The following is a 26,714-nucleotide window of genomic DNA, read 5'->3' as shown; positions in this document are numbered from 1 at the left end:
AGGAAATTTGTGTGGATCAGAACTTCACGGTGAAGTTCGACCGCAGCCAGACCGTCGGGTCCTGGCCCTGCGTGGTCGCATTGACCATGAAGGAGGCGGTGCCGCCGGCAACGTCGAATTCGGCGCCGATGCCGCCGCGAACCCAAAGCTGCTTCAGGTCCTGGCCATCAATGGAAAAGTCGCTGACACCGATCAGCGTGCCGCTGGTGGCAGCGGCGTGATCCTCGAACTGGTAGCTCACTTCGCTCTTGGCCAGAAGGCGAACCGTATCGCTCATCGGGCGAACGAAATCGGCACCCAGGCGCAGGATCGTCGAATGATCGCTCGTGGCGTCATAGCTCACCGGGAAGGATCCGTTCTCTTCCGTATAGGCATCGACCTTGGTGCGCGCGTAGGAGAGGCCCGCATAAGGCGTGATGTCGGTCTCGGCGAGCGTTGCGGCGTTCAGCCAGTCGACACGGATCTTGGCGCCCCAGGTATCGGCATTGGTGCTGCCATTGGAGTAATCCTGGGCAGACCCGTTGAGATAGCCGCGCGCCGTATCGATGCTGGCGTGGCTGAAATAGCCGCCGACGGTGAGGTAGAGGTTGGAGCCCATATTGGCCGACACTTCCGGCGACAGGTAATAGCCCGTCTGCCGGACCGAGCCGCCGGCATCGAGATCCTGATTGGAATAGGTGCCGCCGACGGAGAAGCGGGCGGTGACGCCATCGGCAATGCCATAGGCAAGGCCGAACTCGCCAAGCGCCAGACCACCCTTTGCCGTATCGCCATTGTCATAGCCGCTGTCCACCGTGCCCCAGGCGGAGCGCTCGCCGACGCCGAGCAGGTTGCGCATCGGATTGCCCTGCGCGCCAAACATGATGGTGTTGGCGCTCGACACACTGTTCTGCACGGTGTTGCTCCCAACCTGGACAAGGGTCGGATAGAATTCTTCTTCCTTGATGATGCCGCCGGCGCGTGCGACGTAGACAGCATCGTCGTCGGTCTTTCCGATCACCACGGAGCCATCATCGGAGATATATTCAGCCGATGTCGTGGTATAATCCGCCGTCACGCCGCCTTCTGCAAGCCAGGCCTCGATCGACAGCATGCCGGTTTCTTGCGACCAGCGGAAACCGTGATCGACATAGTCAGCGTTTTGAGAGATGCCAACCACGTAGCGACCATCGGCGCTGACATTCAGCGCCTGGGATCTAACATCGCCGGACAGAACGCCGAGATCCGTCATATTGTCCGTCGCCGCAGACGCAACATAACGATAGGCGTGATACTCGCCGACACGGACCTCGCTGCTACCGACCAGGACATTGCCATCGTCCGACATGGCCCCGAGATATGTGTTGCCATTGACGCTGAGGTGCCCGATGTCCTTCATTCCGCCGGCCGATGTCCAACGGAAGACATTATCCGTCAACTCCGAAATCGAATATCCCGCAACAACGGAGCCATCGGCGCTGACATGCGTCGCAAAGGACCCGTTGTAAATCGAGTTGATATCCTGAACCTGGTTGCTCGCCAGGTCCCAAACCATGGCGTGGGCAATATAGTCGATGTCGTACACGGCCCCGACTACGGTCGACCCATCCCGACTGATGGCCCCCGCGCGGCTTGAAATGTACCCCGCGTCCAAGGGCGATTCCGTTTGACCCGCAGTTGTCCATGTGGATGCGAAAGACGCGGACAATGCATCGTTGTGATGGGTTCCCGCAACGATGCCATTATCACTGACACCCACAATCGACGCACTGTTCTCCGTTTCGTACTTGACCATGCCACCTTGGGCGGTCCAGCTGAAAACGTAGTGTTTATCTACCTCCTGGTCGTAATATTCGCCGGCAACGGTCTTGCCGTCGTCGCTCAGACGCGCAGAAGCGCTATAGGCAGTCTCTGGCAGCGGGATCTCGATCACCTCACCAGTGATGGTGGACACCAGACGGATGCTGGCAGGGATAGGGCCATCGGTCCTGGCGTAGTCATACCCGCTGTCATACACCAGATAGGCGGAGCCATCGCCGCTCAAGCCGCCCAGCTCATTGATTTCCAACGATGCGGCAAAAGCATCGCCACTCCACATCACCGCCAGCACGAGCGACGATACTGTGCACCGGGCATATTTCGCGTTTAACTTAGGCATGCTCCCCAAGGTCCTCTCCCATTTTATATAGTGTAATTCATATTCCAAAATCGGAAATTGTATTACATTCCGTTTGCACCGGGCTAACAAATGCAACCTGCCACATCAACAGCGTTCAAGCGTCTGTTATTTAATTCCTTTGCCCCGTTGCACAAAAACAACCCGACCCACGGCCACAATCTCCGGACGCGGGAGTTTTGATGCCCGGTCGAGGGAAGATACTGCTTCAGCTTGTCTACGCTACACCTGGGGGATGCACCCTTGGCCTCCCGCCGAATGCCTTTCGCACTTGCAAGACCTGCGGTTGCGCGCGATTCGCTGGAGGGGGCTTGCGGAACGCACCTGCCCCTCCGAATGCATAAAAACTGACCTCCCTGCGGGCTGAAATGTCTTGACAATGCGCAAGAATGCAGTCGGCGTGGGCAGATGGAGCCTGTGGCGGCTAGTTTCCTTGTGAAATTTCAGTTTCACCAAAACTGGCACGAAATCTGCGTCTCTTCCTGCGACTGGGATCAACCCAGCAGCATCCAGAAGAGGGAACGAGATGACTGCGACTTCAAAACAGGTGTTTCCATGGAAGGGTGCCGTGCCGCGCCTGAAGCGGACACTGCGCATCGGGGCAACGGCATTCACACTGGCAGCCTTGAGCGTCGGCACAGCGCTTGCCGCCGGAACGCTGCGCATCGGCATGACCGCATCCGACATTCCTCTGACAACCGGCCAGACCGACCAGGGCGGCGAGGGGCAGCGCTTCATGGGCTATACGGTCTATGACGCGCTCGTGGAATGGGACCTCACCAGCGCCGACAAGCCCTCCGGCCTCGTTCCGGGCCTTGCCACGTCCTGGGCGGTGGATGCCACGGACAAGACGAAATGGACCTTCAAGCTGCGCGACGGCGTGAAATTCCACGATGGCAGCGCCTTCAATGCCGAATCGGTGGTGTGGAACCTCGACAAGCTTCTGAAGCAGGACGCGCCGCAGTTCGACAAGCGCCAGTCGGCGCAGGGCAAGTCCCGTATTCCCGCCGTTGCCAGCTACAAGGCGATCGATCCGCTGACGGTCGAAATCGTCACCAAGGTTCCCGACGCGACGCTGCCCTACCAGCTGAGCTGGATCCTCATGTCCTCGCAGGCCAATTGGGAAGCCCAGGGCAAGAACTGGGATGCGGTGGCGCAGAAGCCGTCGGGCACCGGCCCCTGGATGATCGAAAGCGGCTTTACCCCGCGCGAACGCGTCGAGATGACGCCGAACAAGGCCTATTGGGACACCAAACGCGTGCCCAAGCTCGACAAGCTCGTCCTCATTCCGCTGCCGGAGCCGAACACGCGCGTCGCGGCGCTGCGGTCCGGCCAGGTCGACTGGATCGAGGCGCCGGCGCCGGATTCGGTCGCCTCGCTGAAGGAAGCCGGCTTCAACATCGTCACCAATGCCTATCCGCATAACTGGACCTGGCATTTTTCACGGGTCGAAGGCTCGCCGTGGAACGATATCCGCGTGCGCAAGGCCGCCAACCTCGCCGTCGATCGCCAGGGCATCAACGAGCTGCTCGGCGGCCTGTCCATTCCCGCCGAAGGTTTTTTGCCGCCCGGCCACCAGTGGTTCGGCAAGCCGGCCTTCAAGCTCGACTACAATATCGAGGCCGCAAAGAAGCTGATGGCGGAAGCCGGCTACGGGCCGGACAAGCGCATGAAGACGAAGGTCATCATCTCCTCGTCCGGTTCGGGCCAGATGCTGCCGCTTGCCATGAACGAATATATCCAGCAGACGCTCGCCGAAATCGGCATCGACGTGGAGTATGAGGTGGCCGACTGGAACACGGTGATCAACATCTGGCGCGCCGGTGCCAAGGATGCGAGCGCCAAGGGTGCGACGGCCATCAACTATTCCTATTTCATCCAGGATCCCTTTACCGGCCTCATCCGTCACCTGCAGTGCAACCTCGCACCGCCGGCCGGCACCAACTGGGGCTATTACTGCGATCCGGACATGGACGCGCTGTTCGACAAGGTGCGCAACACTTTTGATGCCGCCGAACAGGACAAGGTTCTGCAAGCGATCCACGAGAAATACGTCAACGACGCGCTGTTCCTGATGGTCACCCATGACGTTGCTCCGCGCGCCATGTCGGCGAAGGTCAAGGGCTATGTCCAGGCGCAAAACTGGTTCCAGGACTTTTCGCAGATCACCATGGATCCCTGATCCGGAACGTTCCTCCTAACACAATGCCTGCGCCGGATTGTCCGGCGCAGGCGTCCAACCGCCATCCTCAATCACCGGAACGGATAGACACCCATGCTCGTTTATGGCCTGAAGCGACTGCTGCACGTCATTCCCGTCGCCTTCGGGGTCAGCGTCGTCTGTTTCATGCTGATCCATATCGCGCCCGGAGATCCGCTGGCGGCGATCCTTCCCTCGGATGCCTCTGCCGAACTGCAGGCGCAGATGCGCAGCTTCTACGGGCTCGACCGTCCGCTCGTGGTGCAATACGGGCTCTGGATCTGGCGGGCGCTGCACGGCGATCTCGGGGTCTCCATCGCAACCGGCCGGTCCGTCAGCGGCGAGATTGCCGCAGCCTCGCTCAATTCGATCATCCTTGCGCTCGCAGCCACCCTCATCGGCTTCACGCTCGGTTCGCTCCTCGGCTTCCTCGCCGGCATTTTTCGCGGCGGGTTCATCGACCGCATCGCCTCGGGCCTTTCCATGCTCGGCGTCAGCGTGCCGCATTACTGGCTGGGCATGGTGCTCGTCATCGTCTTTTCCGTCCATCTCGGCTGGCTGCCGGCCATGGGCGGTGGGCCGGGCGGCTCGGACGGCCGTGCCGTCGGCTGGGACTATATCCGCTACCTCGTGCTGCCGGCGATCACCATGTCGGTCATTCCGATGGGCATCATTGCCCGCACCATCCGCTCGCTGGTCGCCGATATCCTGTCGCAGGACTTTACCCAGGCGCTCGCCGCCAAGGGCCTGATGACGCGCCAGATCCTGCGCCACGTCATCCGCAATGCCGCGCCGACCGCGATTTCCGTCATGGGCCTGCAGCTCGGCTACCTGCTCGGCGGCTCGATCCTCATCGAGACGGTGTTTTCCTGGCCGGGCACCGGCTTTCTGCTGAACGGCGCCATCTTCACCCGCGACCTGCCGGTGCTGCAGGGCACGATCCTGGTGCTTGCCATGTTCTTCGTCCTGGTCAACCTCATCGTCGATGTCGTGCAGGGCACCATCGATCCGCGCATCCAGAGGAGCTGAACCGATGGCCGCCATCATCACGCAGGAAACGGCACTTCCCCGCGCCAGCATCGCACGCTCGCCGGGCTACTGGAGCGGCGTCGCGCGCCGCCTGTCGCGCGATCCCGTCGCCCTCATCGCCCTTGGCCTCATCGTGCTTCTGGTGGCGATGGCCATCCTTGCGCCATATCTCGCCCCCTACGATCCGACCAAGGCGAGCATGATCCGCAGGCTGAAGCCCGTCGGCACGCCCGGTTACCTCCTCGGCACAGACGAACTCGGCCGCGACATGCTCTCGCGCCTCATTTATGGCGCGCGCCTGTCGCTCATCATGGGCGTCGTCCCGGTGCCGATCGCCTTCGTCATCGGCTCGGCCATCGGCATCATCGCCGGCTATCTCGGCGGCATCACCAACACGCTGATCATGCGCACGGTGGATGTGTTCTATGCCTTTCCCTCCGTCCTTCTGGCCGTGGCCCTGTCGGGCACGCTGGGGTCAGGGCTTGGCAATGCGCTCGTATCGCTGACGGTGGTTTTCATTCCGCAGATCGCCCGCGTTGCCGAAAGTGTCACGACCCAGGTGCGCCGCCTCGATTACGTCGATGCCGCCCGCGCTTCGGGTGCGAAAGGCCACACGATCATCCTCGTCCATGTGCTGGGCAATGTTCTGGGGCCGATCTTCGTCTTTGCCACCAGCCTGATTTCCGTGTCGATGATCCTGGCGTCCGGCCTGTCTTTTCTGGGCCTTGGCGTTCGCCCGCCGGATGCGGAATGGGGGCTGATGCTGAACACGCTGCGCACCGCGATCTACGTCAATCCGCTGGTCGCGGCGCTTCCGGGCGTGATGATCTTCCTCACCTCGATCTGCTTCAACCTGTTTTCCGACGGTCTCCGCTCAGCCATGGATGTGAAATCATGATGGATGCTGCCACACCCCTGCCGCTTGCGCCGGACGACCCGCGCGATCGCGGCGGCCCCGCCCAGCCGCTGGTCTCCGTGAGAGGTCTCGTGCGGCATTTCCCCGTCAAGGGCAGCGGCTTCCTGAAGCCGAAGAAGGTGGTCTCCGCCGTCGACGGCGTGGATTTCGATATCCTGAAGGGCGAAACGCTCGGCGTCGTCGGCGAAAGCGGCTGCGGCAAGTCGACCACGGCCCGGCTTCTGATGCAACTCATGCGGCCCGACCGCGGCGAACTGCTGTTCGACGGCGAAAGCGTCGGCGAGACGCTGCCGCTGCGCGAATATCGCCGCCAGGTGCAGATGGTGTTCCAGGACAGCTACGCCTCCTTGAACCCGCGTCTCACCATCGAGGATTCCATTGCCTTCGGTCCGCGCGTGCACGGTGTGTCGGCCAAGGTGGCGATCGGGCGCGCCCATGATCTACTGCACCGCGTCGGACTGGAGCCCGGCCGTTTTGCCGGGCGTTATCCGCATGAGCTCTCCGGCGGCCAGCGCCAGCGCATCAATATTGCCCGGGCTCTCGCGCTCGAGCCGCGGCTTGTCATCCTCGACGAGGCAGTGTCGGCGCTCGACAAATCGGTGGAAGCGCAGGTGCTCAACCTGCTGCTCGACCTCAAACGCGATTTCGGCCTCACCTATATGTTCATCTCGCATGATCTGAACGTCGTGCGCTTCATGTGCGACCGCGTCATGGTGATGTATCTCGGAAAAGTCTGCGAGATCGGCCCGCGCGATGCGATCTTCGACGCGCCGGGCCATCCCTATACGGCGGCGCTTCTCGCCTCCATGCCCAAGATGGACCCCAGCGAGCGCACCCTGGTGCCGCCGCTGTCGGGCGATCCGCCCAATCCCATCGACCCGCCGCAGGGCTGTCGCTTCCATCCGCGCTGCAGCTTTTCCGAGGACATCTGTACGCGGGTAACCCCAAGGCTCGTCACAGGGCTCGGAACCGGGCAGCGTCAGCACGCCGCAGCCTGTCTCATGCGAGACCCGGGCGCGCTGCACAGCCGCGCCCCAGCCCTTGAGGAGGCCTGATCGTGGCAGACCCGATGATCGATATCGACAATCTGAGCGTTACCTTCAACCGGGGCCGCAAGCCGGTGAAGGCGGTGAACGGCGTCAGCCTCAAGGTCAAGGCCGGCGAGGTGGTGGCGCTTCTCGGCGAATCCGGTTCGGGAAAAAGCGTCACAATGCGCTCGCTCCTGCGCCTTCACCCGAAGGGCACGACGATTACCGGCCGCATGCGGGTGGCGGGCCAGGACGTGACGGAGCTGTCGGCGCGCCAGATCGCCGATTTTCGCGGCGCCGTCACCTCCATGGTGTTCCAGGAGCCGCGGCTTGCGCTCGATCCGGTCTATACGCTCGGACAGCAGATCACCGAGACGATCATGCGCCATGAGAAGATCGGTCGGCAGGCGGCGTTCGAACGGGCGCTGAAGCTGTTTGAGAAGGTACGCATTCCCTCGCCGGAACGGCGCCTCAAAACCTATCCGCATGAAATGTCCGGCGGCATGCTGCAGCGGGCAATGATTGCCATGGCGCTTGCCTGCAATCCGAAAGTACTTCTGGCCGACGAACCGACCACGGCGCTCGATGCGACCGTCCAGATCCAGATCCTGCTTCTGATCCGCGAACTGCAGGCCGAATACGGGCTCTCCGTCATCTTCGTCACCCATGATATCGGCGTTGCGGCCGAAGTCGCCGACCGTATCGCGGTGATGTATGCGGGACGGATCGTCGAAGAGGGGGCTGTGGCCGACATCATCCGCGATCCGAAACACCCCTATACGCAAGGCCTGCTCGGTGCGCGCGTCGAGCTTGCCGGCGAGCGCGACCGGCTGGTGACCATTCCGGGCGCTCCGCCGGATCTTACCGACATGCCGAAGGGCTGCGCCTTTGCGCCGCGCTGCGTCCGGGTGATGGATGTCTGTGGAAACACCGTGCCGCCGCTCATCGGCAAGGGAGAGACAGGCCAGGTGGCCTGCCTGCACTATGCCTAGAGTGGCGCAGAGACGATCGGCAAGGCGGATGCAGGCCGTGCGCATCGCGGCGGCTTCTGCCGGATGACTGAGATCGTGCTCATCAATCCCAACACGTCCGCCGCCACGACGCAGATGATGGCGAGCATCGTGCGCGCCTCCCTTCCGGCCTCTCTGGCGCTTCTGCCAAAGACGGCACGGCAAGGAGTGCCGATGATCGTCAACAGCCGGGAACTGAAGGATTCGGCCGCGGGCGTCGTGGAGCTGGCAATCGAATGTTCCGCCACGGCCCAGGGCTTCCTCGTTGCAGCCTTCGGCGATCCGGGCGTAAAAGAGCTTCGCGCCATTGTGAATGTTCCGGTCCTCGGGCTCTGCGAAGCGGGCATGCAGGCGGCGACGGCCGGCGGCCGGCGCTTTGCCATTGCCACCGTCACGCCCGATCTGGTCAATGATTTTGCCGCAAAGGCCGCGGAACTTGGCCTATCCGACCGCTATCTCGGCACGCGCCTGACCTCAGGCGACCCAAGGAGGCTTGCATCCGACCCGCATGTCTTGCAACAGGCTCTGGAACAGGCCGTGCGTGAGTGCTTCGATCTTGATCAGGCCGATGCGGTCATCATCGGGGGAGGGCCGCTCGGGCAGGCGGCCGAAGCGCTGTCGGCCCGCTTCGCGCGTCCGGTCATTGCGCCGCTTCGCGCCGCGGCGGAACGGATGGCAGCGCTTGTTGCTTGTACGGGCGCTTGAGGACGGTGGGCACCGAGGAGTGGCCGGCCGGCTGCAGACGGGGAGGGGGATGTGCCGAGGGAGAAATCATTTCTGACGCGGGTGCGCCAGCTGCTGCCGGAGCTTCATCCGGCCGAGCGGCGGCTCGGTGAACTGATCGCCGATTTTCCAGGCGAGCTTGCGAGCTATTCGGCCCAGGAGCTGGCAGCCCTTGCGCATGTCTCCAAGGCCACCGTCTCGCGCTTCGTGCAACGGCTGGGCTATGAGAATTACGAGGCCGCGCGCCGCCATGCACGGATGGAAGGCCAGACCGGCTCACGGCTCTTTCTCGACACCGCACAGGATGCCGGCCTGCGCCGCTCGGTGAGTGCCCATGCCGCACAGGGTCAGCGCAATATCGAGGAAACCTTCCGTGCCATCAGCGACGCACAGGTCGATCTCATTGCGCAGGCGCTACTGAAAGCCCGCAAGGTCTGGGTCATCGGCTTTCGCAGCAGCCACCCGTTTGCCGCCTATCTGCAATGGCAGCTGACGCAGGTGATCGAAGACATCCGCGCCATTCCGGGAAGCGGCGAAACGATGGGCGAACATCTGGCAAGCCTGAGACCCGAGGACGTGGTGATCCTGTTTGGCCTGCGCCGCCGGACCACCAGTTTCGAGCCGCTGGTCGAGCAGATCGTGCGCGCAAAGGCGGCGCTTCTTTATATCAGCGACGAAGGCGCCCCGTTCGACAAGCGCGCCACCTGGCATCTGTCCTGCTACACGCAGGCGCCGGGACCGCTGTTCAACCACACCGCCGTCATGGCGCTCACGCATCTCCTCATCACCCGCTGCATCGAAAAGGCCGGCGCCCAAGGTCGCAGGCGCCTCAGCCGCATCGAATTCCTGAACGACAGCCTCGACGAGCTGTGATGCCCATCGATCCGGCGTCAGCTTCCGTCATGAACCTGTTCCCCCAGCCGTGCACGCAAGGCCGCATTGTCTGCTTCCAGTTCCGCCAGACGCTGGCGAAGCGGAACGATCGCGCGCTCGACCTCATCCTCAGTGTAACGCGGGGTGATGTGCTGCGGGCAATTCCAGTCGAAGGCTTCGAGCCGAAGCTTGAAGATGCGCTCTGCCCGGCCTTTGTAGGTCTCGTCGGATACTAGATCCGTCAGCGCCTCGTCGGCATCGAGTGTCAGTCGCTCGACATGCGCATAGATCTTGAGCCGGGCGCGCCGGGGATAATCCATCAGAAACAGGCATGCCCGGTCATTGGCGGCAATATTGCCGGCGCTGATATACTGACGGTTGCCGCGGTAATCGGCAAAGGCGAGGGTTTGCTTATCGACCACCTTCAGAAAGCCGGCCTTTCCTCCGCGGTGTTGCACATAGGGCCAGCCGGTTTCGGAGACGGACGCCATGTAGAAACTGTCCCGCGACGCGATGAAGGCCACCTCGGCATCCGTCAGCGCGTCGGAGGGGCGGTCATGCGGGCCCAGCCAGATTTGCTCGACCCCCATCTCCGCCTGCGCGGCCCTGACGCTCGGTGTCACGGCGACCTCGAGAAAATGATAAGGCATGTCCGATCTCCCTTGCCGGCGGCTTGCACCACAGTGCAATGCAAGCCCGGCCCCGTCCAGTCCGCTTTGCACGCGCTGGCTAAAACATCCGTGGCGGTCGAAGGCAGGCCCTATTCCTGAAGCGCCCAGTCCGCGACCTGCCAGCGCAGGTCTCCCCGGTCCTTGACGACGCGCCCGAGCCCTGGGAAAGGCATGTGCGTGGCGGCGATCAGCGCACCTTCGGAGGCAGCGCGGGGGAAGAAGCGGTCACGCATCGCCTTGGCGGCAGCCGGATCCTGTTCGAAGAGGAAGAACACGTCGGTTGCGCCGGGATGGACGACCGGAAAGATCATGTCCGACACCATGATCAGGCTCTCCCCACCATCCTCGACACGCACGCCGATATGGCCCGGCGTATGGCCGGTGAGGTCGACGATCGATACGCCACGGATGATCTCGCGCTCGCCGTCGATCGCCTGCAGCCGCGGATAAAGCCGCACCACGTCTTCCGCCATCTTGAAACTGGTCTGCAGATAATCGGGGGCGCCACTGCGCTTGGCCGGATCGGTCCAGTGCTTCACGTCCCGGCGATCGATGTAGAGCTCCGCCGTGGGATAGATGGTCTTGCCGCCGAGGATCAGGCCACCCATGTGGTCCTGATGCAGGTGGGTGACGATGACGGCATCGATCTTGTCCGGCGTGAGGCCGAGGCTTTGCAGTGCCTGTGGCAACTTTCCGGTCTGTCCGATCGAGCCCGCAGCACCGGCATCGATCAGGATACGGCGTTCCCCATCCTCGACCAGATACTGGTTGAAGAGGAACCGCACGCCGCTCTTACGGGCGGTAAACTGCGCGGTGGCGGCCTTTTCCACCTCGGCCGGGCTGCGCCCCGGAAAGTAGTCGTAGGGCATATCGGCATAGCCGTCCGTCAAGGCCGTCACGGTGAAGCGGCCAATGCGGATCTGCGCAAGCGGCGTGATCCCGGCCGGCGCGGCGGCGGCCGGCTGCACCGCAGCTGTTGCAGGGGTCGCTGCGGTGAGCGCCGTTGTGAAAAGGCCGCCTCCGAGGAGGCCAAGCGGCAGGGCGCCGGTAAAGGCACGACGTGAAAGTTGCGGCATGATCGTTTCCTCCCGATGGGTCGATGATGAGGGTGCTGGTGAACGTATCGGCCGGGTCCGGAGCGTCTTCAGGGCCACCCCGGCACTCAACCCCTGGCTTCATCATCATGGGTAAGGCGGTTTGCGCTTGCGCTCAATTGCGATCTAGGTGCCGCCGATCTAGACGAAGGAACTGCTCGAATAGACCTTGGTCTAGCAATCTTGGCTAACGCCCGGCCGCGAAAAGGCGTAATTCTAGGACCGTTTCACAGACAGGGAGCGGAGGCGGATCGACTTGGAACAGCAGCGAAATTCCGACGCCATCATCGACCTCATCCCGGCCATGGCATGGTCCACAACGTCCGATGGAATGCTCGATTTCGCCAACCAGCACTTTCTGGACTATATCGGCCTTTCCCTCTGCGACATTGCCGGCGAAAACTTCTACCGTCTCTTCCATCCGGACGACGTGGAGTATCTGGGGTGCGAATGGCGGATCATCATGGCCTCCAAGACGGGACGGGAGGTCGACGGCAGGATCAGGCGCGCCGATGGCGAGTATCGCTGGTGCACCCTGCGGCAAAAGCCGCAGATGGATGAGGCGGGCAATGTGCTCAAATGGTACGGGATCGTCCTCGACATCGAAGACCGCAAGCAGGCCGAGCAGGCGCTCAGGAAGACGAAGTCGGCTCTTGCGGCAAGCGAGGAAAATATAAGGCTCATCATCAATTCGCTTCCCGTGCTCGTCTGGTCGGCGCGCCCCGATGGAGCCGCGGATTTCGTCAACCAGAGCTGGCTCGATTACGTCGGCCTGCCCGCCGAGCGGATCCTCGAATGGGGGTTTCTGGACCTGTATCATCCCGACGACATCCCGGAGATGGTCGAGACCTGGAAGCGCGATCTCGAACACTCCGACCATACCCAGCTGAAGGGCCGCATTCGCGGGGCGGATGGAAACTATCGCTGGTTCTACTTTTCCGGTCGCAAGCTCACCGACGCCCATGGCGTGGTCCGCTGGTTTGGCTGCAATATCGATATCGAAAACCTGCAGCGGGCCGAAAACCGGCTGCGGGCAAGCGAGGCGGAACTTAGAGCCAGCGAGCAGAGACTGAACCTCATCATCAACACGATCCCTGCGATGGCCTGGTCCTGCACCCCCGACGGGCAGCTGGAATACTGGAACAAGAACCTGATCGACTTCGTCGGCCTCAAGATAAAAGACATCGAAGGGTTTGGCTTTTACCGGGTGTTTCATCCCGACGACGTCGAGCGAATGCGCGTGACCTGGGAGGAGATCGTCATCACCAAACGGCCGAATCCGGTGGATGCCCGGATCAGACGGCACGATGGCGAATACCGATGGTTCAATCTCCAGCAAAGCCCGCTTCTGGACGCAGACGGCAATGTCGTTCGCTGGTATGGCGTTGTTGTCGATATCGAGGATCGCAAACGCGCCGAGGAATCCCTGCGCCAGAGCCGCAGCCAGCTGGCGCAGGTGACGCGTCTGACGACCATTGGCGAGCTTGCGGTCTCCATCGCGCATGAGATCAACCAGCCACTCATGGCCATCGTGACCAATGCCGGAACATGCCTGCGCTGGCTGAAGGACGGCAATCTCGATCTGGAGCAGGCTCGCCTCGCCGCCGAGCGCGTCGTGCAGGACGGCCACCGCGCCGGCGACATCGTCTCGAGCATTCGCGCCATGGCCCAGAGATCGCCGCTCCAGATGGAGAGAACAGATGTCAAAAAGGCACTTCGCGACGTGCTCTTTCTTCTCCAGGCAGAGATGCAGACGCGTGGCGTGCAGGTCGTCACCGACCTGACGCCGGAACCGGTCGAGGTTCTGGGGGATCGCACGCAGCTCCAGCAGGTTCTTCTCAATCTCATCATGAACAGCGCCGAGGCGAGCGGGCATGATGCGCAGGCGATCATCACCGTCCGCTGCGCGTATGGTCCCACCGGCGACATCGAGATCAGCGTATCCGATATGGGGCACGGGATCCCGGCCGAACAGGCAGACCGGGTCTTTGAGCCCTTCTACACGACGAAATCGGATGGAATGGGCATGGGCCTTTCCATCTGCCGCTCCATCGTCGAAGCGCATGGCGGCCGTATCTGGGTTGCGGCCAACCAGCCTTGCGGAACCTCGATCCATTTCACCCTCTCGACCTTGAAGGACATGGCCGTTGATTGATGACAGGAAGAACAGGCGGCCGACGGTGATCGTCATCGATGACGATCAAAGCGTGCGCGAGGCGCTGAAGGGATTGTTCGAATCGGTGGGGTTGAGCGCCGAGACCCATGGCTCGGTCAAAGAGTTCATCGCCGCGGACGATCCGGAAAAGGCCGGATGCATCGTTCTCGACATCCGGCTGCCGGGCCAGAGTGGGCTGGAATTTCAGGAAGTGCTGGCCAGAAGCAACAGCCCAAGGTCCGTCGTGCTGATCAGCGCGCATGTCGACGTGCCGATGGCCGTGCGGGCCATGAAGGCCGGCGCCATCGATGTCCTGAGCAAGCCGGTCCGGGAACAGGACCTTTTGGAAGCCGTCAACCGGGCGATCGCAAGCGATGCGGCGCGCCGGGAGGAACGAACCGCCAAGGGCCTCACCCAATCGCGCTATCTGACGCTGACGGAGCGAGAACGGCAGATCATGGCCCTGGTGATCGCCGGCAAACTGAACAAGCAGATCGCCGCAGAACTTCATCTTGCCGAGCCGACGGTGAAGCTCCACCGCGGCCACATGATGCGAAAGATGAAGGCCACATCGGTTGCCCAGTTGGTCAAGATCGCCGAGGGCCTGCTGTGATCCCCGGGGGCACCCGAGACCCTGCGCCGGGATAAGTCCTTGCCCGCATTGGTTTGATCCGCCGCCCTTGGCTGCCCTCGCCAATTAAGCTTCGGTAAAGCGTGGTTTCCTATCGTTCTGGCCAATGACAACTGCCAGCGCTAGAAAGGCCCGATGCAGAGCCCGAACGGACCCGAAATGCACGAAGAGCAGATGCCCGCGCCGCGCCGGCGCGTCCTCAAGGGGGTTCGGCTGGCCTTCAATGCAGGGCGCAGCACGATGAATGGCCTGCTGCGGGACATTTCGCAGACAGGGGCGCGGGTGAGCGTGGAGAACTCGCTCAACGTGCCCGATACGCTCACCTTGCTGTTTGGCGATGGTACGCGGCGCGAGTGCCGGGTGGCGCGCCGGGAGCTGACGGAACTCGGGCTGCATTTTCTCGACCAGCCCGGTCCTTAAGATTTCTTGTCAGCTGCGGCGCCAGACGGTGCTGTCTGCACGCAGATGCGGCGCGCGCCATGACCATTCCCGCGCACGCCCGAAAAAATCCCGCGCCATCTTTCTCGGAACAATCCCTCCTGCCCCCTGTTCGATCCACTCTCGAGATCAACAAGGAGCCGCCCCCATGAAAGCACTCACCTGGCATGGAAAGCACGATATCCGCTGCGAAAGTGTCGATGACCCCAAGATCCTCGATGGTCGCGATGCCATCATCAAGGTGACGGCCTGCGCCATCTGCGGTTCGGACCTGCATCTGTATGACGGCGTCATGCCCGAGATGCACAAATGCGACGTGATGGGCCATGAAACCATGGGCGAAGTGGTGGAAGTGGGGGCAGACAACAAGGCGCTGAAGGTTGGCGACAGGGTGGTCGTGCCCTTTACCATTTCCTGCGGCGAGTGCTTCTTCTGCAAGCGCGGCTTCTTTTCCGGTTGCGAGCGCTCGAACCCGGACCGTGACAAGGTCTCCAAGCTCTGGGGCAATTCGCCGGCAGGCCTGTTCGGCTATTCGCACCTGCTCGGCGGCTATGCCGGCGGCCAGGCGGAGTATCTGCGCGTGCCCTATGCCGATGTCGGCCCGATCAAGGTGCCGGATGGCCTTTCCGACGAACAGGTTCTGTTTCTCTCCGACATCTTTCCGACCGGCTACATGGCAGCTGACTTCTGCAACATCCAGCCGGGCGATACGATCGCCATCTGGGGATGCGGGCCGGTCGGGCAGATGGCGATCAAATCGGCCTTCATGCTGGGGGCCGAGCGGGTGATTGCCATCGATACCGTGCCGGAACGGCTCACCATGGCGCAGGCCTCCGGCGCCCAGACACTCGATTTCCTCGAAGACGACATCTATGAAGAGATCATGGAGCTCACCGGCGGGCGTGGCGCCGACGCCTGTATCGATGCGGTGGGCACAGAAGCGGATGCATCGGCGAGCTGGGATAGCCGCTGGGACCGCATCAAGGTGGCCGCCTTCATGGGCACGGACCGCCCGCATGTGCTGCGCCAGGCGGTGCATTGCTGCCGAAATTTCGGCAGCGTCTCGATCGTCGGCGTGTATGGCGGCTTTGTCGACAAGATGCCGATGGGCTCGGCTATCAACCGCGGCCTCACCTTCCGCATGGCCCAGACGCCGGTGCAGCGTTACCTGCCGGAGCTGATGCAGCGCATCCTGGAAGGCCAGATAGATCCGTCCTTCGTCATCACCCACCGCGGAACACTGGAAGACGGCCCGGACCTCTACAAGACGTTCCGCGACAAGAAGGACGGCTGCATCAAGGTGGTGCTGAAGCCGTAAGCGCGGATCCGACACCCGCAGCGGTGACATCGAAGAGGAAGGCCGCATCTTGCTCACGGGCCCGATTGCCGGCTTCATGCCCGGCAGTTTCCAGGCGGTCTACAATGCCAGCAAGGCCTTCATCAACAGCTTCTCCTTTGCGCTGCGCGAGGAGATAAAGGATACAGGCGTCACCGTGACCTGCCTGATGCCGGGCCCCACGGATACCGAATTCTTCGACCACGCCGAACTCTAGGACACGCGGATTGGCCAGATGAAGAAGGACGATCCCGCCATGGTTGCCGAGCTGGGCTACAAGGCAATGCTGGAGGGCGACGGCGATGTGGTGACCGGCTGGAAAAACAAACTGCAATCCTCCCTTGCCAATGTCACCCCGGCCGCCGCGCTGGCCAAGGCCCATCGCAAGATGGCCGAACCGCAGGAGGAGCCCAAGCCGGCCGGCTGAAGGCCCGCCGCTCGGCGCGCAAAACGGACCGAGTCGGGCAAGGGCCCGGCCGGGGCAACAGGTGGGCACGCTATCGGCTGACGGTGAGCCTCACACTGCCGGCATTGTTGTCATAGGCCTGCCAGGCATCATTGGCGAAGGCATAGAGATAGCCGCTGCGCGAGGGCGTAAATTGCGCCGCATTGCCGATGAGGAAGACCTCGTGGGTCGGAAAGTCAGGAACCTTCGTGCCGGCCGGCGGCACGTGGACGCCATTTGCCACCAAGCCGATCAAGGCGAACCACGGCATCGCTTCCTGGCGTTTCGTATACCAGAAATCCACCTGTGGGTTGCCGGAGAGGCGGGCAAACAGTGCCTCGCCCTTGCCGATCAGCGAGGAGGCGACATGGGCAATTTCGCCGAGGTGAAACTGGCCGTCCTGCGTGCCGGCCGGTCCGCTTTTCAGGCTGGAATCGAGCCACTGTCCCTGCGCGGAAAAGGTGTAAGGCACCCCGGCTTCGAGATATAGGCCGGTAAAATTCCAGTGCGGCCGGGCGAAAATATCGACGCTTTCGGACGCGCCGGCCACCACCAATCGGGTTTTCCAATAGGGCCCCTGCGACAGCGGCGGATCGTCATGACGCGCAAGGGCCGAAACATGCAGGTTCCGACTGACGGTGTCAAACAGGGGCACATCGCGCGGCCGTGTCTTTAACGACTGGAAGATGCCGGTGGCGGAATCATGCAGGAAGCCCTGCCCTTTCGGGGGCGCAAGTTTGGCGCGAACGGTCGGGCGGAGGCCAAGACCAAGCGGATGCGCCTCATCCATCATCCAACCGAGCGCTCCGTCGCTCAGCTCGCACCGGCCATAACCGCCGCCCACATCCGCATGGACGCCGGGAAACCAGACCTGCTTCACCCGCGGATCATCCTCAACATTCGTCCACAGCGTCGGGGTAAAACTTTGCCGCATCTCGTCAATCGCGAGGGCATGGCGTGCGTTCTGCACCACAGGGCTCAGATCGGTATCGTGGAACCGGAAGTTGTCGGGATTGTCGATGAGGTTGAGGAGGCCCATGTCATCGGGCACGCCCAGCGCACCCACCGTATCCCACACGCCGATGAAGTGGATCCTGATGCTGTGGCGTGTGGAAGAGCCGGTGGCGACGCCATGGAAATGCAGCTCGTCGCTCGCCACGAGGTCCGGCACCTGGTCGGCAGGTGTGCGATAATGGCCGAAGGTCTCCTTGACGGCGCTCCACAGTGCGGCATCGTCAAGCTCGGATGCTTCGGGATCGATCAGCCCGCAGCGTGAAATCATGCCGCCAAGACTGCGCGCCGTATAGGCGCCGCGGCTGAAGCCAAACAACCAGATGCGGGCCTCCCTCTGGTAATTGCGGCAGAGCCAGGCATAGGCGCTCATGATATTGCGATCGAGCCCCTCGCCAAGGCCGCCGCCGACCACCCGGTTCCACCAGCTTCCATCGGTGCCGACGCCCGGATGATAATAGACCCGCTGCTCTGCGCCGTCCGTGCCTTTTTCGGCCAGCGCATTGCGCAGTTTGACGACATTGGTCGGCGCCGGCAGGCCGGCATCCATCTGGTCGGGCGTGTTCCACGTCCCGTCACTGAACACACAAAGATGCATCGCCGCGCCCCCCTGCCTTCATCTTGGCAGAGTGACGGGAAACGAGTATTATATCAAGGGGTATTCAGTTGATAACTATATATTTGCCGAGATATTCATTATTAAAAATCGCGATGGGAAAATTTATACTTACCGAAATTTACGTATCCAGAAATACCAGTGCGTCCGGGATATATACTTGATATTTTGCCAGTTGCCCTCGCGGTACGACACAACAGGCGTGAAAGTAAACCTCATAGCTTTACCTCACGCCTTTTCGCCCAGCGGTCGTGGCCGTGCCGGCTTCAATGGCACCGCTGGTCAGGCGGGCTTTGCCTGATCCTTGGCGGCCTTGGCGGCTTTTTCCTGCTTGAGCTTGTCGTCCTGGCGTTTCAGTTCGCGCTCCACCGTGTCGCGATCGCCTTCGGAAGGCTGGTCCTGTAGGCGGTGATTTTCTGCGTCCATGGCCGTACTCTCCTTGTGACACGTGCCGCGTCGTGGCGACCCTTTGCACGCAACCGGCAGGAGAGGGGAATGTTCCGCGAGCGTCCTCCGTTGGGGCGGCGCGCGTCTGGCCTGTGCGGCAGGGGCCAAGGGCGCGGTCAGGCGGTCGCTTCCGGCCTTTAGCCGTCAAAAGACTTCTGGATGCGGCCGCGGCCGACATCGATGACGTGGCGCATGGCGGCAATGGCCTTTTCCGGATCGCGCGAGGCAATCGCATGGGCGATGCGCAGGTGGTTCGTCGCTACCTCGTCGATCATTTCCGGCGACGAGGCCGGCGAGGAGAGGCGGAAGGAAATGGCAAGGGCGGCTTCGATCAGCGCGCTTGCCGAGCGCATGAACGGATTGCCCGAGATGCGCGCGATGGCGAGGTGGAATTCCAGGTCCACCTTGGCGATGGTTTCGGGCGTGTGATTGAGATCATCGAACTTCGCCGCGATGGCATAAAGCGCCACGATATCGTCGCTGGTCGCCCGTTCGGCGGCGGCGGCGGCTGCCGCCGGCTCCAGCGCCATGCGCATTTCTGCCAGATATTCGATGAAGGTGAGATCCATGCCCGCATCGCAGCGCCAGCCGAGCACATCGGGATCAAAGAAATTCCAGTTGGATCGCGGCAGCACGCGGGTTCCGACCTTGGCCTTCGGCTCGATCAGCCGCTTGGCCGACAGCGTCTTCATCGCCTCGCGCAAGACGGTGCGCGAGACGCCGAATCGCAGGGACAGATCGGCATCGCCGGGCAGGATCTCGCCTTCTGCGATGGCGCCCGAAACGATTGCGCTGCCCAGTTCCGCCACCACATGCGCATGGCTGCTGCCGCGCTTCTTGCCGGTGATCGTCGTCTCAAGCAGCCCCACGCAATTCTCCTCTTGCAGCGCCATCGGCCAGGCGCCTGTTTGAATACCAGATGATGGCACGCTGCAGCGCGATGAAGGCAAACAGCAGGATGCCGATCACGATCTTGGTCCACCACGACGACAGCGTGCCGTCGAAGACGATATAGGTCTGGATCAGCCCCTGGATGAGAATGCCGACCAGCGTTCCTGCCACAAGCCCGGTGCCACCGGTCAACAGCGTGCCGCCGATCACCACGGCGGCAATCGCGTCGAGCTCGATGCCGACGGTCGCGAGCGAATAGCCCGATGACGTGTAGATCGTGTAGGCAATACCTGACAAGCCCGACAGAAAGCCGGAAAGGGCATAAATTCCGATAATCGTGCGCCCGACCGGTACGCCCATCAGCGCGGCCGATTGTTCATTGCCGCCAAGGGCATAGACATTGGCGCCGAAGCGGGTGCGGCTGGCGACCAGGGCGCCTATCGCAAACACCAGAAGCATCAGCATGGCGATCGCCGTCAGCCGTCCGCCGCCCGGAAGACGCACCGATACCGTCTGGATGGTTTCAAAGAAGGGATGCGTGATCGGAACCGACTGGGTGGAGACGAGATAGGCCGCGCCGCGCGCCAGAAACATGCCGGCAAGGGTGACGACGAAGGGCGGAATGGCAAGATAGCGGATCATCAGCCCCATGCCGGCGCCAAACAGCGTCGACAGCACGAGCGACAGCGTAAAGGCCGTCATCGGATGCAGGCCGGCCGAGCCGACCAGAACCGCCACGAAGACGCTGGTAAAGGCGATCACGGAGCCGACCGACAGATCGATGCCGCCCGACAGGATGACGAACGTCATGCCGACCGCTGCAATGCCGAGAAAGGCATTGTCGGAGAGCAGGTTTGCCACCACGCGCGTCGACAGCATGTTGGGAAACTGCAGCGTGCAGAGCGCATAGGCAATCAGGAAGACGATCAGCGTCGCCAGGAATGGCAGGTTACGGGCGTTTTTCATGAGGTGCGCTCTTGCGTGGAGAGGGTCGTCGACGCGCGGTCGGTGCGGGTCGAGCCCGTCTTGTCGGCCGCGCGGGTCTCACCAGATGGCTTGCCGATCTGCCGGCCGATCTTCTGCCCGGCATTTCCCGGCGGACGGAAGAAGCCGCCGATAAAGCCAAGCGCCGGCGATTGCAGCGTCAGAACGACGATGATGATGCTCGCCTTGATGATGAGGTTGAATTCCGGCGGAAAGCCGGACACGAGAATGCCGGTATTGATCGACTGGATGATCAAGGCACCGATGAGCGAGGCGGTAATGGAAAAGCGCCCGCCGTTCAGCGACGTGCCACCGATGACGACCGCGAGGATGGCATCGAGTTCCAGCCAGAGGCCGGCATTGTTGGCGTCTGCCCCGCGGATATCGGCGGTGATGATCAGGCCGGCAATCGCGGCCATGACGCCGGAGACCGCATAGACGAAGATCAGCAGGAAGCGCGCCTGGACGCCGGCGAGCATGGCGGCGCGCCGGTTGATGCCGGTGGCTTCGATGAGAAAGCCAAGCGCCGTGCGGCGCACCAGAAGTCCGACGAGAAGGCCGGCGGCAAGCCAGAGCAGCACCGGCACCGGAATGCCAAACAGCGCGCCCGAGCCGATATCGGCAAAATCATCATTGTTGAAGGTAAGGATCACGCCTTCGGTGATGAGCTGGGCAATGCCGCGCCCGGCCACCATCAGGATAAGGGTCGCAATGATCGGCTGGATATCGAGAAAGGCGACGAGCACGGCGTTCCACAGGCCGCAGACGAGACCGACGGCGGTGACGGCGACAAGCACGGCCACCAGCGGATAACCATCCGCCACAAGGCTTGCGGCAACCGCCCCGCAGATGGCGATGACGGCGCCGATCGAAAGGTCAATGCCGCGTGTCGCAATCACCAGCGTCATGCCGATGGTCAGAAGCGCCACCGGCGCGGCGCGCACCAGAACATCGATGAGGCTGCCGTAGAGACGGCCGTTCTGCACGGTGATGCTGAGGAAGCCAGGGGAGATCAGGGTGATCAGCGCAAGGATGGCGAAAAGCGCGGCAAGCTGGGGCCCAAGGCGGCGCAGCTTGCGGGTGAGGGCGGCTGAAATCGGCGTGGTCTGCATCACGCGGCCTCCGTCGTTGCGGGCGCGGCAATGGCGCGCATGATGTTGTCGGCCGTCACCTCGGCGCCCTTTAGTTCGGCCACATGGGCGCGGTCGGAAAGCACGATGACGCGGTGGGCAACGGCGGTCAGTTCTTCCAGTTCAGACGAGATTACCACCAGCGCCATGCCATCGGCGCAGAGCTTCTCGATCATCTTCAGGATTTCCGCATGCGCACCGATATCGATGCCGCGTGTCGGCTCGTCGAGGATGAGGAGGCGCGGTCCGGTGACCAGCCAGCGGGCAAGGATCGCCTTCTGCTGATTGCCGCCGGACAGGAACTTGATCGGCCGGTCGGGATCCGGCGGGCGGATATCGAGGGAGCGGATGAACTCCTGCGCGAGCGCCCTCTGCGCCTTTGCGGAGATCGGGCGCGCCCAGCCGTCGCGGGCCTGAAGCGCAAGGGCGATGTTTTCGGCAACCGAAAACTCGCCGATAATGCCATCGGTCTTGCGCTCTTCCGGGCAGAAGCCAAAGCCGTTCGCAATCGCCGCCTGCGGCGAATTGAGCGCCACCGCCCGTCCGTCGATCTTGGCCTCACCGCTGTCGGGACGGTCGATACCGAACATCAGGAAGGCGGTTTCGGTGCGGCCGGAGCCGAGAAGGCCCGCAATGCCCACCACTTCACCGGGCTGGATCGATAGATCGAAGGGCGCAATGCTGCCGCGGCGACCGTAATTCTCAAAGCGAATCGGTGCTTCGCCCGCAGAACCTGCGGATGCACGGTCACTCGCATGCTCGCTTTCGATTTCCAGAAGCTCGCGGCCGAGCATCATGGAGATCAGTTCCATGCGCGGCAGGCCGGACAGCGCGCGGGTGCCGACGAGGCGTCCATTGCGCAGCACGGTGGCGCGGTCGGCGACCGCATAAACCTGCGCCAGAAAATGCGTGATGATGACGATGCCGAGCCCTTCTGCCTTCAGCTGACGCAGCACCTGAAACAGCATCTCGACCTCCTGGCCGTCCAGGCTTGCCGTCGGCTCGTCGAGTATAAGCACCTTGCCGGAGAGATCGACGGCGCGCGCGATCGCCACGATCTGGCAAATGGCCACCGAATAGCTGGAGAGAAGCGCATTCACGTCGATGTCGAGCCCGTAGCGCGCCAGAAGCGCGCGGGCGCCGGCGGTCATCGCCTTGCGGTCGAGAAGACCGAAGCGGCGCGGCTGGCGGCCGAGATAGAGGTTTTCAGCAACGGTGAGGTTTTCGAGAAGGTTCACCTCCTGATAGACGGTGCCGATGCCGAGCGCCTGGGCGTCGGCCACCGTTTCGGGAAGGATTTCGGTGCCTTCCAGCTGGATGCTGCCGCGGTCGCGCCGGTAAACGCCGGTGAGGATCTTGATCAGCGTGGATTTTCCCGCACCGTTTTCGCCGAGAAGCGCGTGGATCTCGCCGCGCTCGAGGGTGAAATCGACCCCGTCAAGGGCTGCGATGCCAAGGAAGCTCTTGCCGATATTGCGGGCTTCGAGAAGGGGGATCTGGCTGGACATGGCTAAGGTTCCGCGACGCTTGCGCTCCGGACGATACGGGCTTCCGGAAGCTTTACGGGGAGAGAGCGGACGGTGGCGCGGGCGGCGTCTCACAACGTCCGGGAGGGGCCGAGGCGCACCGTTTCCGGCGCGGCCATGGCCTTGAGCCTGCGGCGCGGCCTGTTCGACCGCGCCGGCTTTTTAAGGCTTAGTAGCCGAGGCCCTTCTTGGCTTCGTAGACCTTCATCGGGTCATCCTTGGCCGTGTAGAGCTTCGATTCGGTCTGGACCCACTTCTTGGGTTCCTTCTTGTCCTTGAGGTAGGCCGCAAGGATGTCGAAGGCGGGACCGGCCATGTTCGGTGTCAGTTCCACGGTGGCATTGGCTTCGCCGGCGGCCATGGCCTTGAAGATATCCGGTACGGCGTCGATGGAGACGACCTTGATGTCGGTGCCCGGCTTCAGGCCGGCTTCCTTGATCGCCTGGATGGCGCCGACGGCCATGTCGTCGTTGTGGGCGTATACGGCACAGATTCCCTTGCCGCCGCCTTCGGCCTTGATGAAGCTTTCCATCACTTCCTTGCCCTTGGTGCGGGTGAAATCACCCGTCTGCGAGCGCACGATCTTGATATTGGCGTGCGAAGCGATGGCTTCTTCGAAGCCCTTCTTGCGGTTGATGGCCGGCGAGGAGCCGGTGGTGCCCTGAAGCTCGACCACCTTGCAGTCCTTGGAGCCGACATCCTTCACCAGCCAGTCGCCGGCAACCTTGCCTTCGTGCACCTGGTCGGAGGTGACGGCGGTGAGATAAAGGCTGTCGGGCGCATCGATCTGGCGGTCGAGCAGAATGACCGGGATCTTTTCTTCCTTGGCCTCCTTCAGCACCGCATCCCAGCCGGTGGCGACGACCGGCGCGATCAGGATGGCACTGACACCCTGCGCGATAAAGCCGCGAACGGCCTTGATCTGGTTTTCCTGCTTCTGCTGCGCATCGGCGAATTTCAGCGTGATGCCACGCTTTTCAGCCTCCTGCTTGGTCACGGTCGTCTCAGCGGCACGCCAGCCGGATTCCGAACCGATCTGCGAGAAGCCGACCGTCAGAGATTGCGCCGAAACGCTCGATGCCAAAGAGAGAGTGAAGGCGACGGCGATCGTCGCAAGTACCTGTCTCATCTATATCCTCCCAGAGATGATGCCAGTTATGAACGACGCGAACTGATCATATTATAATACTTTTGAAAAGCGCAATTTTAACGGTAACGCAAAAAAATGTGACACACCCGCCAATTACAACGATTTAATTGGTGCAGCCCGCCTCAAATTATTGCAGTGCATTGTTGTTGTGCGGCGCGGGGAAACCGCAGTTGGCTGCTTGACAACAGGCATTGCGGTTAAATAGTCATATTATTCACACAGCCGCGTCACGGGCGCGGGAGGAGGGCATGGCCACTTGCCATGTCAGGCTTGAAATAGGTGCGTAAGAATATGTTGAGACTTTTGCAGGTCACCGTTGGTGGGCAGTTGCGCGTTGTTGCTTGGGATGGCGAAGGCGAGGCCCGGATCGTCGAAGGCGTGTCCTCGACCTATGAACTGGCTGAAAAGGCCATTGCCGCCGGGCAGACCTTCGAGCAGGCGCTTGCCGGCCTCGAAAAGGGCGCCGTGGTGGATCTGGATGCCGCCGTTGCCGAAAAGCGCCTTGGCCTGCCGATCACCCATGCAGACCCCGCCCACCTGATCGTTGCCGGCACGGGCCTGACCCATCTCGGTTCCGCCTCCGGCCGCGACAAGATGCACAAGGCCGCCCAGTCGGAAGAAAAGCCGACCGATTCGATGCGCATGTTCCTGATGGGCGTCGAAGGCGGCAAGCCGAAGGATGGCGAAACGGGCGTCCAGCCGGAATGGTTCTACAAGGGCGACGGCTCGCAGCTGAAGGCAACCGGCGAGGATCTCGTCTCGCCCGCCTTTGCGCTCGATGGCGGTGAGGAGCCGGAGCTTGCCGGCATTTACCTGATCGGCCCCGACGGCACGCCCTTCCGCCTCGGTTTCTGCCTTGCCAACGAATTTTCCGACCACGTGACGGAAAAGGGCAATTACCTCTGGCTTGCCCATTCCAAGCTGCGCGAAGCAGCGCTTGGTCCGGAACTCCTGGTCGGCGACCTGCCGGACCACGTCGAGGGCACCTCGCTGGTGCGCCGTGGCGACGAGGTGATCTTCGAAAAGCCGTTCCTGTCCGGCGAAGCGAACATGTCGCACACGATTGCCAACCTCGAGCATCATAACTTCAAGTATGACCTGTTCCGCCGTCCGGGCGACCTGCATGTGCACTTCTTCGGCACGGCGACGCTGTCCTTCTCCGACGGCATCAAGACCGAACCCGGCGACCAGTTCGAGATTTCGGCTGCCCCCTTCAAGTTGACGCTTGTCAACCGCCTTGCTGTCGCCGCCGAGGCGCCGGTCAGCATCGCCAAGCTGTAAGGGTCGTGCGCATGTCCTCTATCCGCCTTGCCATTGTCGGCCTTGGAAAGATCGCCCGCGACCAGCATCTGGGTGCCATCGCGGCGACTGACGGCATCGATCTGGTGGCCGTTGCCAGCCGCAATGCCAAGCTTGAGAACATCCACTGTTTTGCCGATATCGATGCGCTTCTGGCGTCCGGTATCGACGTGGATGCGATTTCGCTCTGCACGCCGCCGCAGGGGCGTTTCGCCCAGGCGCGCGCCGCGCTTCTGGCCGGCAAGCACGTGATGCTGGAAAAGCCGCCGGGCGCCACGATTGCCGAAGTCTTTGCGCTGGATGAACTGGCCAAGAAGCAGGGCGTGACGCTGTATGCCACCTGGCATTCGCGCGAAGCAGCCGCCGTCGAGCCGGCGCGCAAGCTTCTGGCCGAGCGCACGCTGCGCTCTGTGCATGTGGAGTGGAAGGAAGACGTGCGCCATTGGCATCCGGGCCAGGACTGGATCTGGGAGCCGGGCGGGCTCGGCGTCTTCGATCCGGGCATCAATGCGCTCTCGATCGTCACCCGAATCATGCCGGAGCCCTTCCATCTGGAAGCCTCGGATCTTTCCTTCCCGGCAAACCGCGCCGCCCCGATTGCGGCCAATCTCGCCTTCAAGTCGGCAAGCGGCCTTGCGCTGACGGCCGAGTTCGACTGGCGCCAGACCGGCCCGCAGACCTGGGACATCCGCGTGGAGACGCAAGAGGGTCCTGTCGTTCTGACGCATGGCGGCAGCCGCCTGCTCGTCGACGGCGAGGCCCAGATCGTCGAGGAAGATCGCGAGTACCGCAATCTTTACAGGCATTTCGTGGCTCTGGTAAAAACGGGCCAGTCGGATACGGATTTCTCGCCTCTCGTCCATGTGGCCGACGCCTTCATGCTGGGCCGCCGCCATGTGGTGGATGCTTTCGAAGACTGACCGCAAGGCCGGCCGCACCTTTTAACGCCTTTCGCA

Annotated in this window: 23 protein-coding genes and 1 pseudogene; 14 read left to right on the top strand and 10 right to left on the bottom strand. The window is 62.4% G+C overall.

Translation table 11 applies throughout. From position 1 onward, the window contains the following. Window positions 1-16 precede the first annotated feature (16 nt). A complete protein-coding gene (locus ACEXP3_RS15310) occupies window positions 17-2,137 on the bottom strand; it encodes an autotransporter domain-containing protein (RefSeq protein ID WP_377298054.1) in 2,121 nt (706 codons plus the stop codon). A 544-nt stretch (window positions 2,138-2,681) separates the two neighbouring features. Here ACEXP3_RS15310 and ACEXP3_RS15305 point away from each other — a divergent pair. The 7 genes from ACEXP3_RS15305 to ACEXP3_RS15275 all read left to right on the top strand — a co-directional run bounded on the left by ACEXP3_RS15305 (window position 2,682) and on the right by ACEXP3_RS15275 (window position 9,934). Then, complete coding sequence (locus ACEXP3_RS15305) at window positions 2,682-4,337, top strand: ABC transporter substrate-binding protein (RefSeq protein ID WP_377298053.1); 1,656 nt, start codon at window positions 2,682-2,684, stop codon at window positions 4,335-4,337. 93 nt (window positions 4,338-4,430) lie between these two features. Beyond that, window positions 4,431-5,384, top strand: a complete 954-nt coding sequence (locus ACEXP3_RS15300; RefSeq protein ID WP_377298052.1) for an ABC transporter permease — start codon at window positions 4,431-4,433, stop codon at window positions 5,382-5,384. 4 nt (window positions 5,385-5,388) lie between these two features. Continuing rightward, window positions 5,389-6,282 carry an ABC transporter permease gene (locus ACEXP3_RS15295; protein ID WP_377298051.1) on the top strand — a complete coding sequence of 298 codons (894 nt, stop codon included), beginning with the start codon at window positions 5,389-5,391 and terminating at the stop codon, window positions 6,280-6,282. Then, the gene (locus ACEXP3_RS15290) at window positions 6,282-7,355 is read left to right on the top strand and encodes an ABC transporter ATP-binding protein (protein WP_377298187.1); all 1,074 of its coding nucleotides are present in this window, start codon (window positions 6,282-6,284) and stop codon (window positions 7,353-7,355) included. The genes ACEXP3_RS15295 and ACEXP3_RS15290 overlap by 1 nt, the downstream gene beginning before the upstream one ends. A gap of 14 nt (window positions 7,356-7,369) precedes the next feature. After that, window positions 7,370-8,320 carry an ABC transporter ATP-binding protein gene (locus ACEXP3_RS15285; protein WP_377298186.1) on the top strand — a complete coding sequence of 317 codons (951 nt, stop codon included), beginning with the start codon at window positions 7,370-7,372 and terminating at the stop codon, window positions 8,318-8,320. A gap of 63 nt (window positions 8,321-8,383) precedes the next feature. Beyond that, window positions 8,384-9,043, top strand: coding sequence for an aspartate/glutamate racemase family protein (locus ACEXP3_RS15280; RefSeq protein ID WP_377298050.1), 660 nt, complete (start codon window positions 8,384-8,386; stop codon window positions 9,041-9,043). A gap of 51 nt (window positions 9,044-9,094) precedes the next feature. Further along, window positions 9,095-9,934 carry a MurR/RpiR family transcriptional regulator gene (locus tag ACEXP3_RS15275; RefSeq protein WP_377298049.1) on the top strand — a complete coding sequence of 280 codons (840 nt, stop codon included), beginning with the start codon at window positions 9,095-9,097 and terminating at the stop codon, window positions 9,932-9,934. Window positions 9,935-9,951: 17 nt separating this feature from the next. On the opposite strand, the gene ACEXP3_RS15270 is transcribed toward ACEXP3_RS15275, so the two are convergent. Continuing rightward, window positions 9,952-10,584: a pyridoxamine 5'-phosphate oxidase family protein gene (locus ACEXP3_RS15270; RefSeq protein ID WP_377298048.1), complete on the bottom strand. Its 633-nt coding sequence runs from the start codon at window positions 10,582-10,584 to the stop codon at window positions 9,952-9,954. A gap of 110 nt (window positions 10,585-10,694) precedes the next feature. Continuing rightward, window positions 10,695-11,681 carry an MBL fold metallo-hydrolase gene (locus ACEXP3_RS15265; protein ID WP_377298047.1) on the bottom strand — a complete coding sequence of 329 codons (987 nt, stop codon included), beginning with the start codon at window positions 11,679-11,681 and terminating at the stop codon, window positions 10,695-10,697. 274 nt (window positions 11,682-11,955) lie between these two features. Between ACEXP3_RS15265 and ACEXP3_RS15260 the strand changes: the two genes are divergently transcribed. The 5 genes and pseudogenes from ACEXP3_RS15260 to ACEXP3_RS15240 form a co-directional block, all read left to right on the top strand. Then, on the top strand, window positions 11,956-13,854 hold the full coding sequence (locus ACEXP3_RS15260) for a PAS domain-containing sensor histidine kinase (protein WP_377298046.1): 1,899 nt from the start codon (window positions 11,956-11,958) through the stop codon (window positions 13,852-13,854). Continuing rightward, window positions 13,847-14,467: a response regulator transcription factor gene (locus tag ACEXP3_RS15255; protein ID WP_210106228.1), complete on the top strand. Its 621-nt coding sequence runs from the start codon at window positions 13,847-13,849 to the stop codon at window positions 14,465-14,467. The genes ACEXP3_RS15260 and ACEXP3_RS15255 overlap by 8 nt, the downstream gene beginning before the upstream one ends. Before the next feature lie 153 nt (window positions 14,468-14,620). Continuing rightward, window positions 14,621-14,905 carry a PilZ domain-containing protein gene (locus tag ACEXP3_RS15250; RefSeq protein ID WP_377298045.1) on the top strand — a complete coding sequence of 95 codons (285 nt, stop codon included), beginning with the start codon at window positions 14,621-14,623 and terminating at the stop codon, window positions 14,903-14,905. 166 nt (window positions 14,906-15,071) lie between these two features. Beyond that, the gene (locus ACEXP3_RS15245; RefSeq protein ID WP_377298044.1) at window positions 15,072-16,241 is read left to right on the top strand and encodes a zinc-dependent alcohol dehydrogenase; all 1,170 of its coding nucleotides are present in this window, start codon (window positions 15,072-15,074) and stop codon (window positions 16,239-16,241) included. Between the two features lie 37 nt (window positions 16,242-16,278). Continuing rightward, window positions 16,279-16,686 (top strand): annotated as a pseudogene (locus ACEXP3_RS15240) (SDR family NAD(P)-dependent oxidoreductase); the annotation flags it as partial. A gap of 70 nt (window positions 16,687-16,756) precedes the next feature. Here ACEXP3_RS15240 and ACEXP3_RS15235 read toward each other — a convergent pair. The 7 genes from ACEXP3_RS15235 to ytfQ form a co-directional block, all read right to left on the bottom strand. Next, window positions 16,757-18,313, bottom strand: coding sequence for a T6SS phospholipase effector Tle1-like catalytic domain-containing protein (locus tag ACEXP3_RS15235; protein ID WP_377298043.1), 1,557 nt, complete (start codon window positions 18,311-18,313; stop codon window positions 16,757-16,759). A 300-nt stretch (window positions 18,314-18,613) separates the two neighbouring features. Further along, the gene (locus tag ACEXP3_RS15230) at window positions 18,614-18,757 is read right to left on the bottom strand and encodes a hypothetical protein (RefSeq protein WP_377298042.1); all 144 of its coding nucleotides are present in this window, start codon (window positions 18,755-18,757) and stop codon (window positions 18,614-18,616) included. 158 nt (window positions 18,758-18,915) lie between these two features. Next, on the bottom strand, window positions 18,916-19,647 hold the full coding sequence (locus tag ACEXP3_RS15225; protein WP_210106233.1) for a FadR/GntR family transcriptional regulator: 732 nt from the start codon (window positions 19,645-19,647) through the stop codon (window positions 18,916-18,918). Next, complete coding sequence (gene yjfF / locus ACEXP3_RS15220) at window positions 19,634-20,635, bottom strand: galactofuranose ABC transporter, permease protein YjfF (protein WP_377298041.1); 1,002 nt, start codon at window positions 20,633-20,635, stop codon at window positions 19,634-19,636. Before yjfF ends, ACEXP3_RS15225 begins: the two co-directional genes overlap by 14 nt. Continuing rightward, the gene (locus ACEXP3_RS15215; protein WP_377298040.1) at window positions 20,632-21,765 is read right to left on the bottom strand and encodes an ABC transporter permease; all 1,134 of its coding nucleotides are present in this window, start codon (window positions 21,763-21,765) and stop codon (window positions 20,632-20,634) included. Before ACEXP3_RS15215 ends, yjfF begins: the two co-directional genes overlap by 4 nt. After that, on the bottom strand, window positions 21,765-23,291 hold the full coding sequence (locus ACEXP3_RS15210; protein WP_377298039.1) for a sugar ABC transporter ATP-binding protein: 1,527 nt from the start codon (window positions 23,289-23,291) through the stop codon (window positions 21,765-21,767). The genes ACEXP3_RS15215 and ACEXP3_RS15210 overlap by 1 nt, the downstream gene beginning before the upstream one ends. Before the next feature lie 187 nt (window positions 23,292-23,478). After that, window positions 23,479-24,438, bottom strand: a complete 960-nt coding sequence (gene ytfQ, locus ACEXP3_RS15205) for a galactofuranose ABC transporter, galactofuranose-binding protein YtfQ (RefSeq protein ID WP_210106237.1) — start codon at window positions 24,436-24,438, stop codon at window positions 23,479-23,481. A gap of 312 nt (window positions 24,439-24,750) precedes the next feature. Between ytfQ and araD1 the strand changes: the two genes are divergently transcribed. Both araD1 and ACEXP3_RS15195 read left to right on the top strand, forming a co-directional pair. Next, entirely contained in the window at window positions 24,751-25,740 is a 990-nt protein-coding gene (araD1, locus tag ACEXP3_RS15200) for an AraD1 family protein (RefSeq protein WP_210106238.1), read from the top strand. 11 nt (window positions 25,741-25,751) lie between these two features. Further along, entirely contained in the window at window positions 25,752-26,678 is a 927-nt protein-coding gene (locus ACEXP3_RS15195) for a Gfo/Idh/MocA family protein (protein ID WP_377298038.1), read from the top strand. Window positions 26,679-26,714: the final 36 nt, after the last annotated feature.

The organism is Neorhizobium fuzhouense, assembly GCF_042611105.1.
Classification (GTDB): Bacteria; Pseudomonadota; Alphaproteobacteria; order Rhizobiales; family Rhizobiaceae; genus Neorhizobium; species Neorhizobium galegae_A.
The sequence above is the reverse complement of the archived record's forward strand: the minus strand, read 5'-3'. Positions and strand labels throughout refer to the sequence as shown.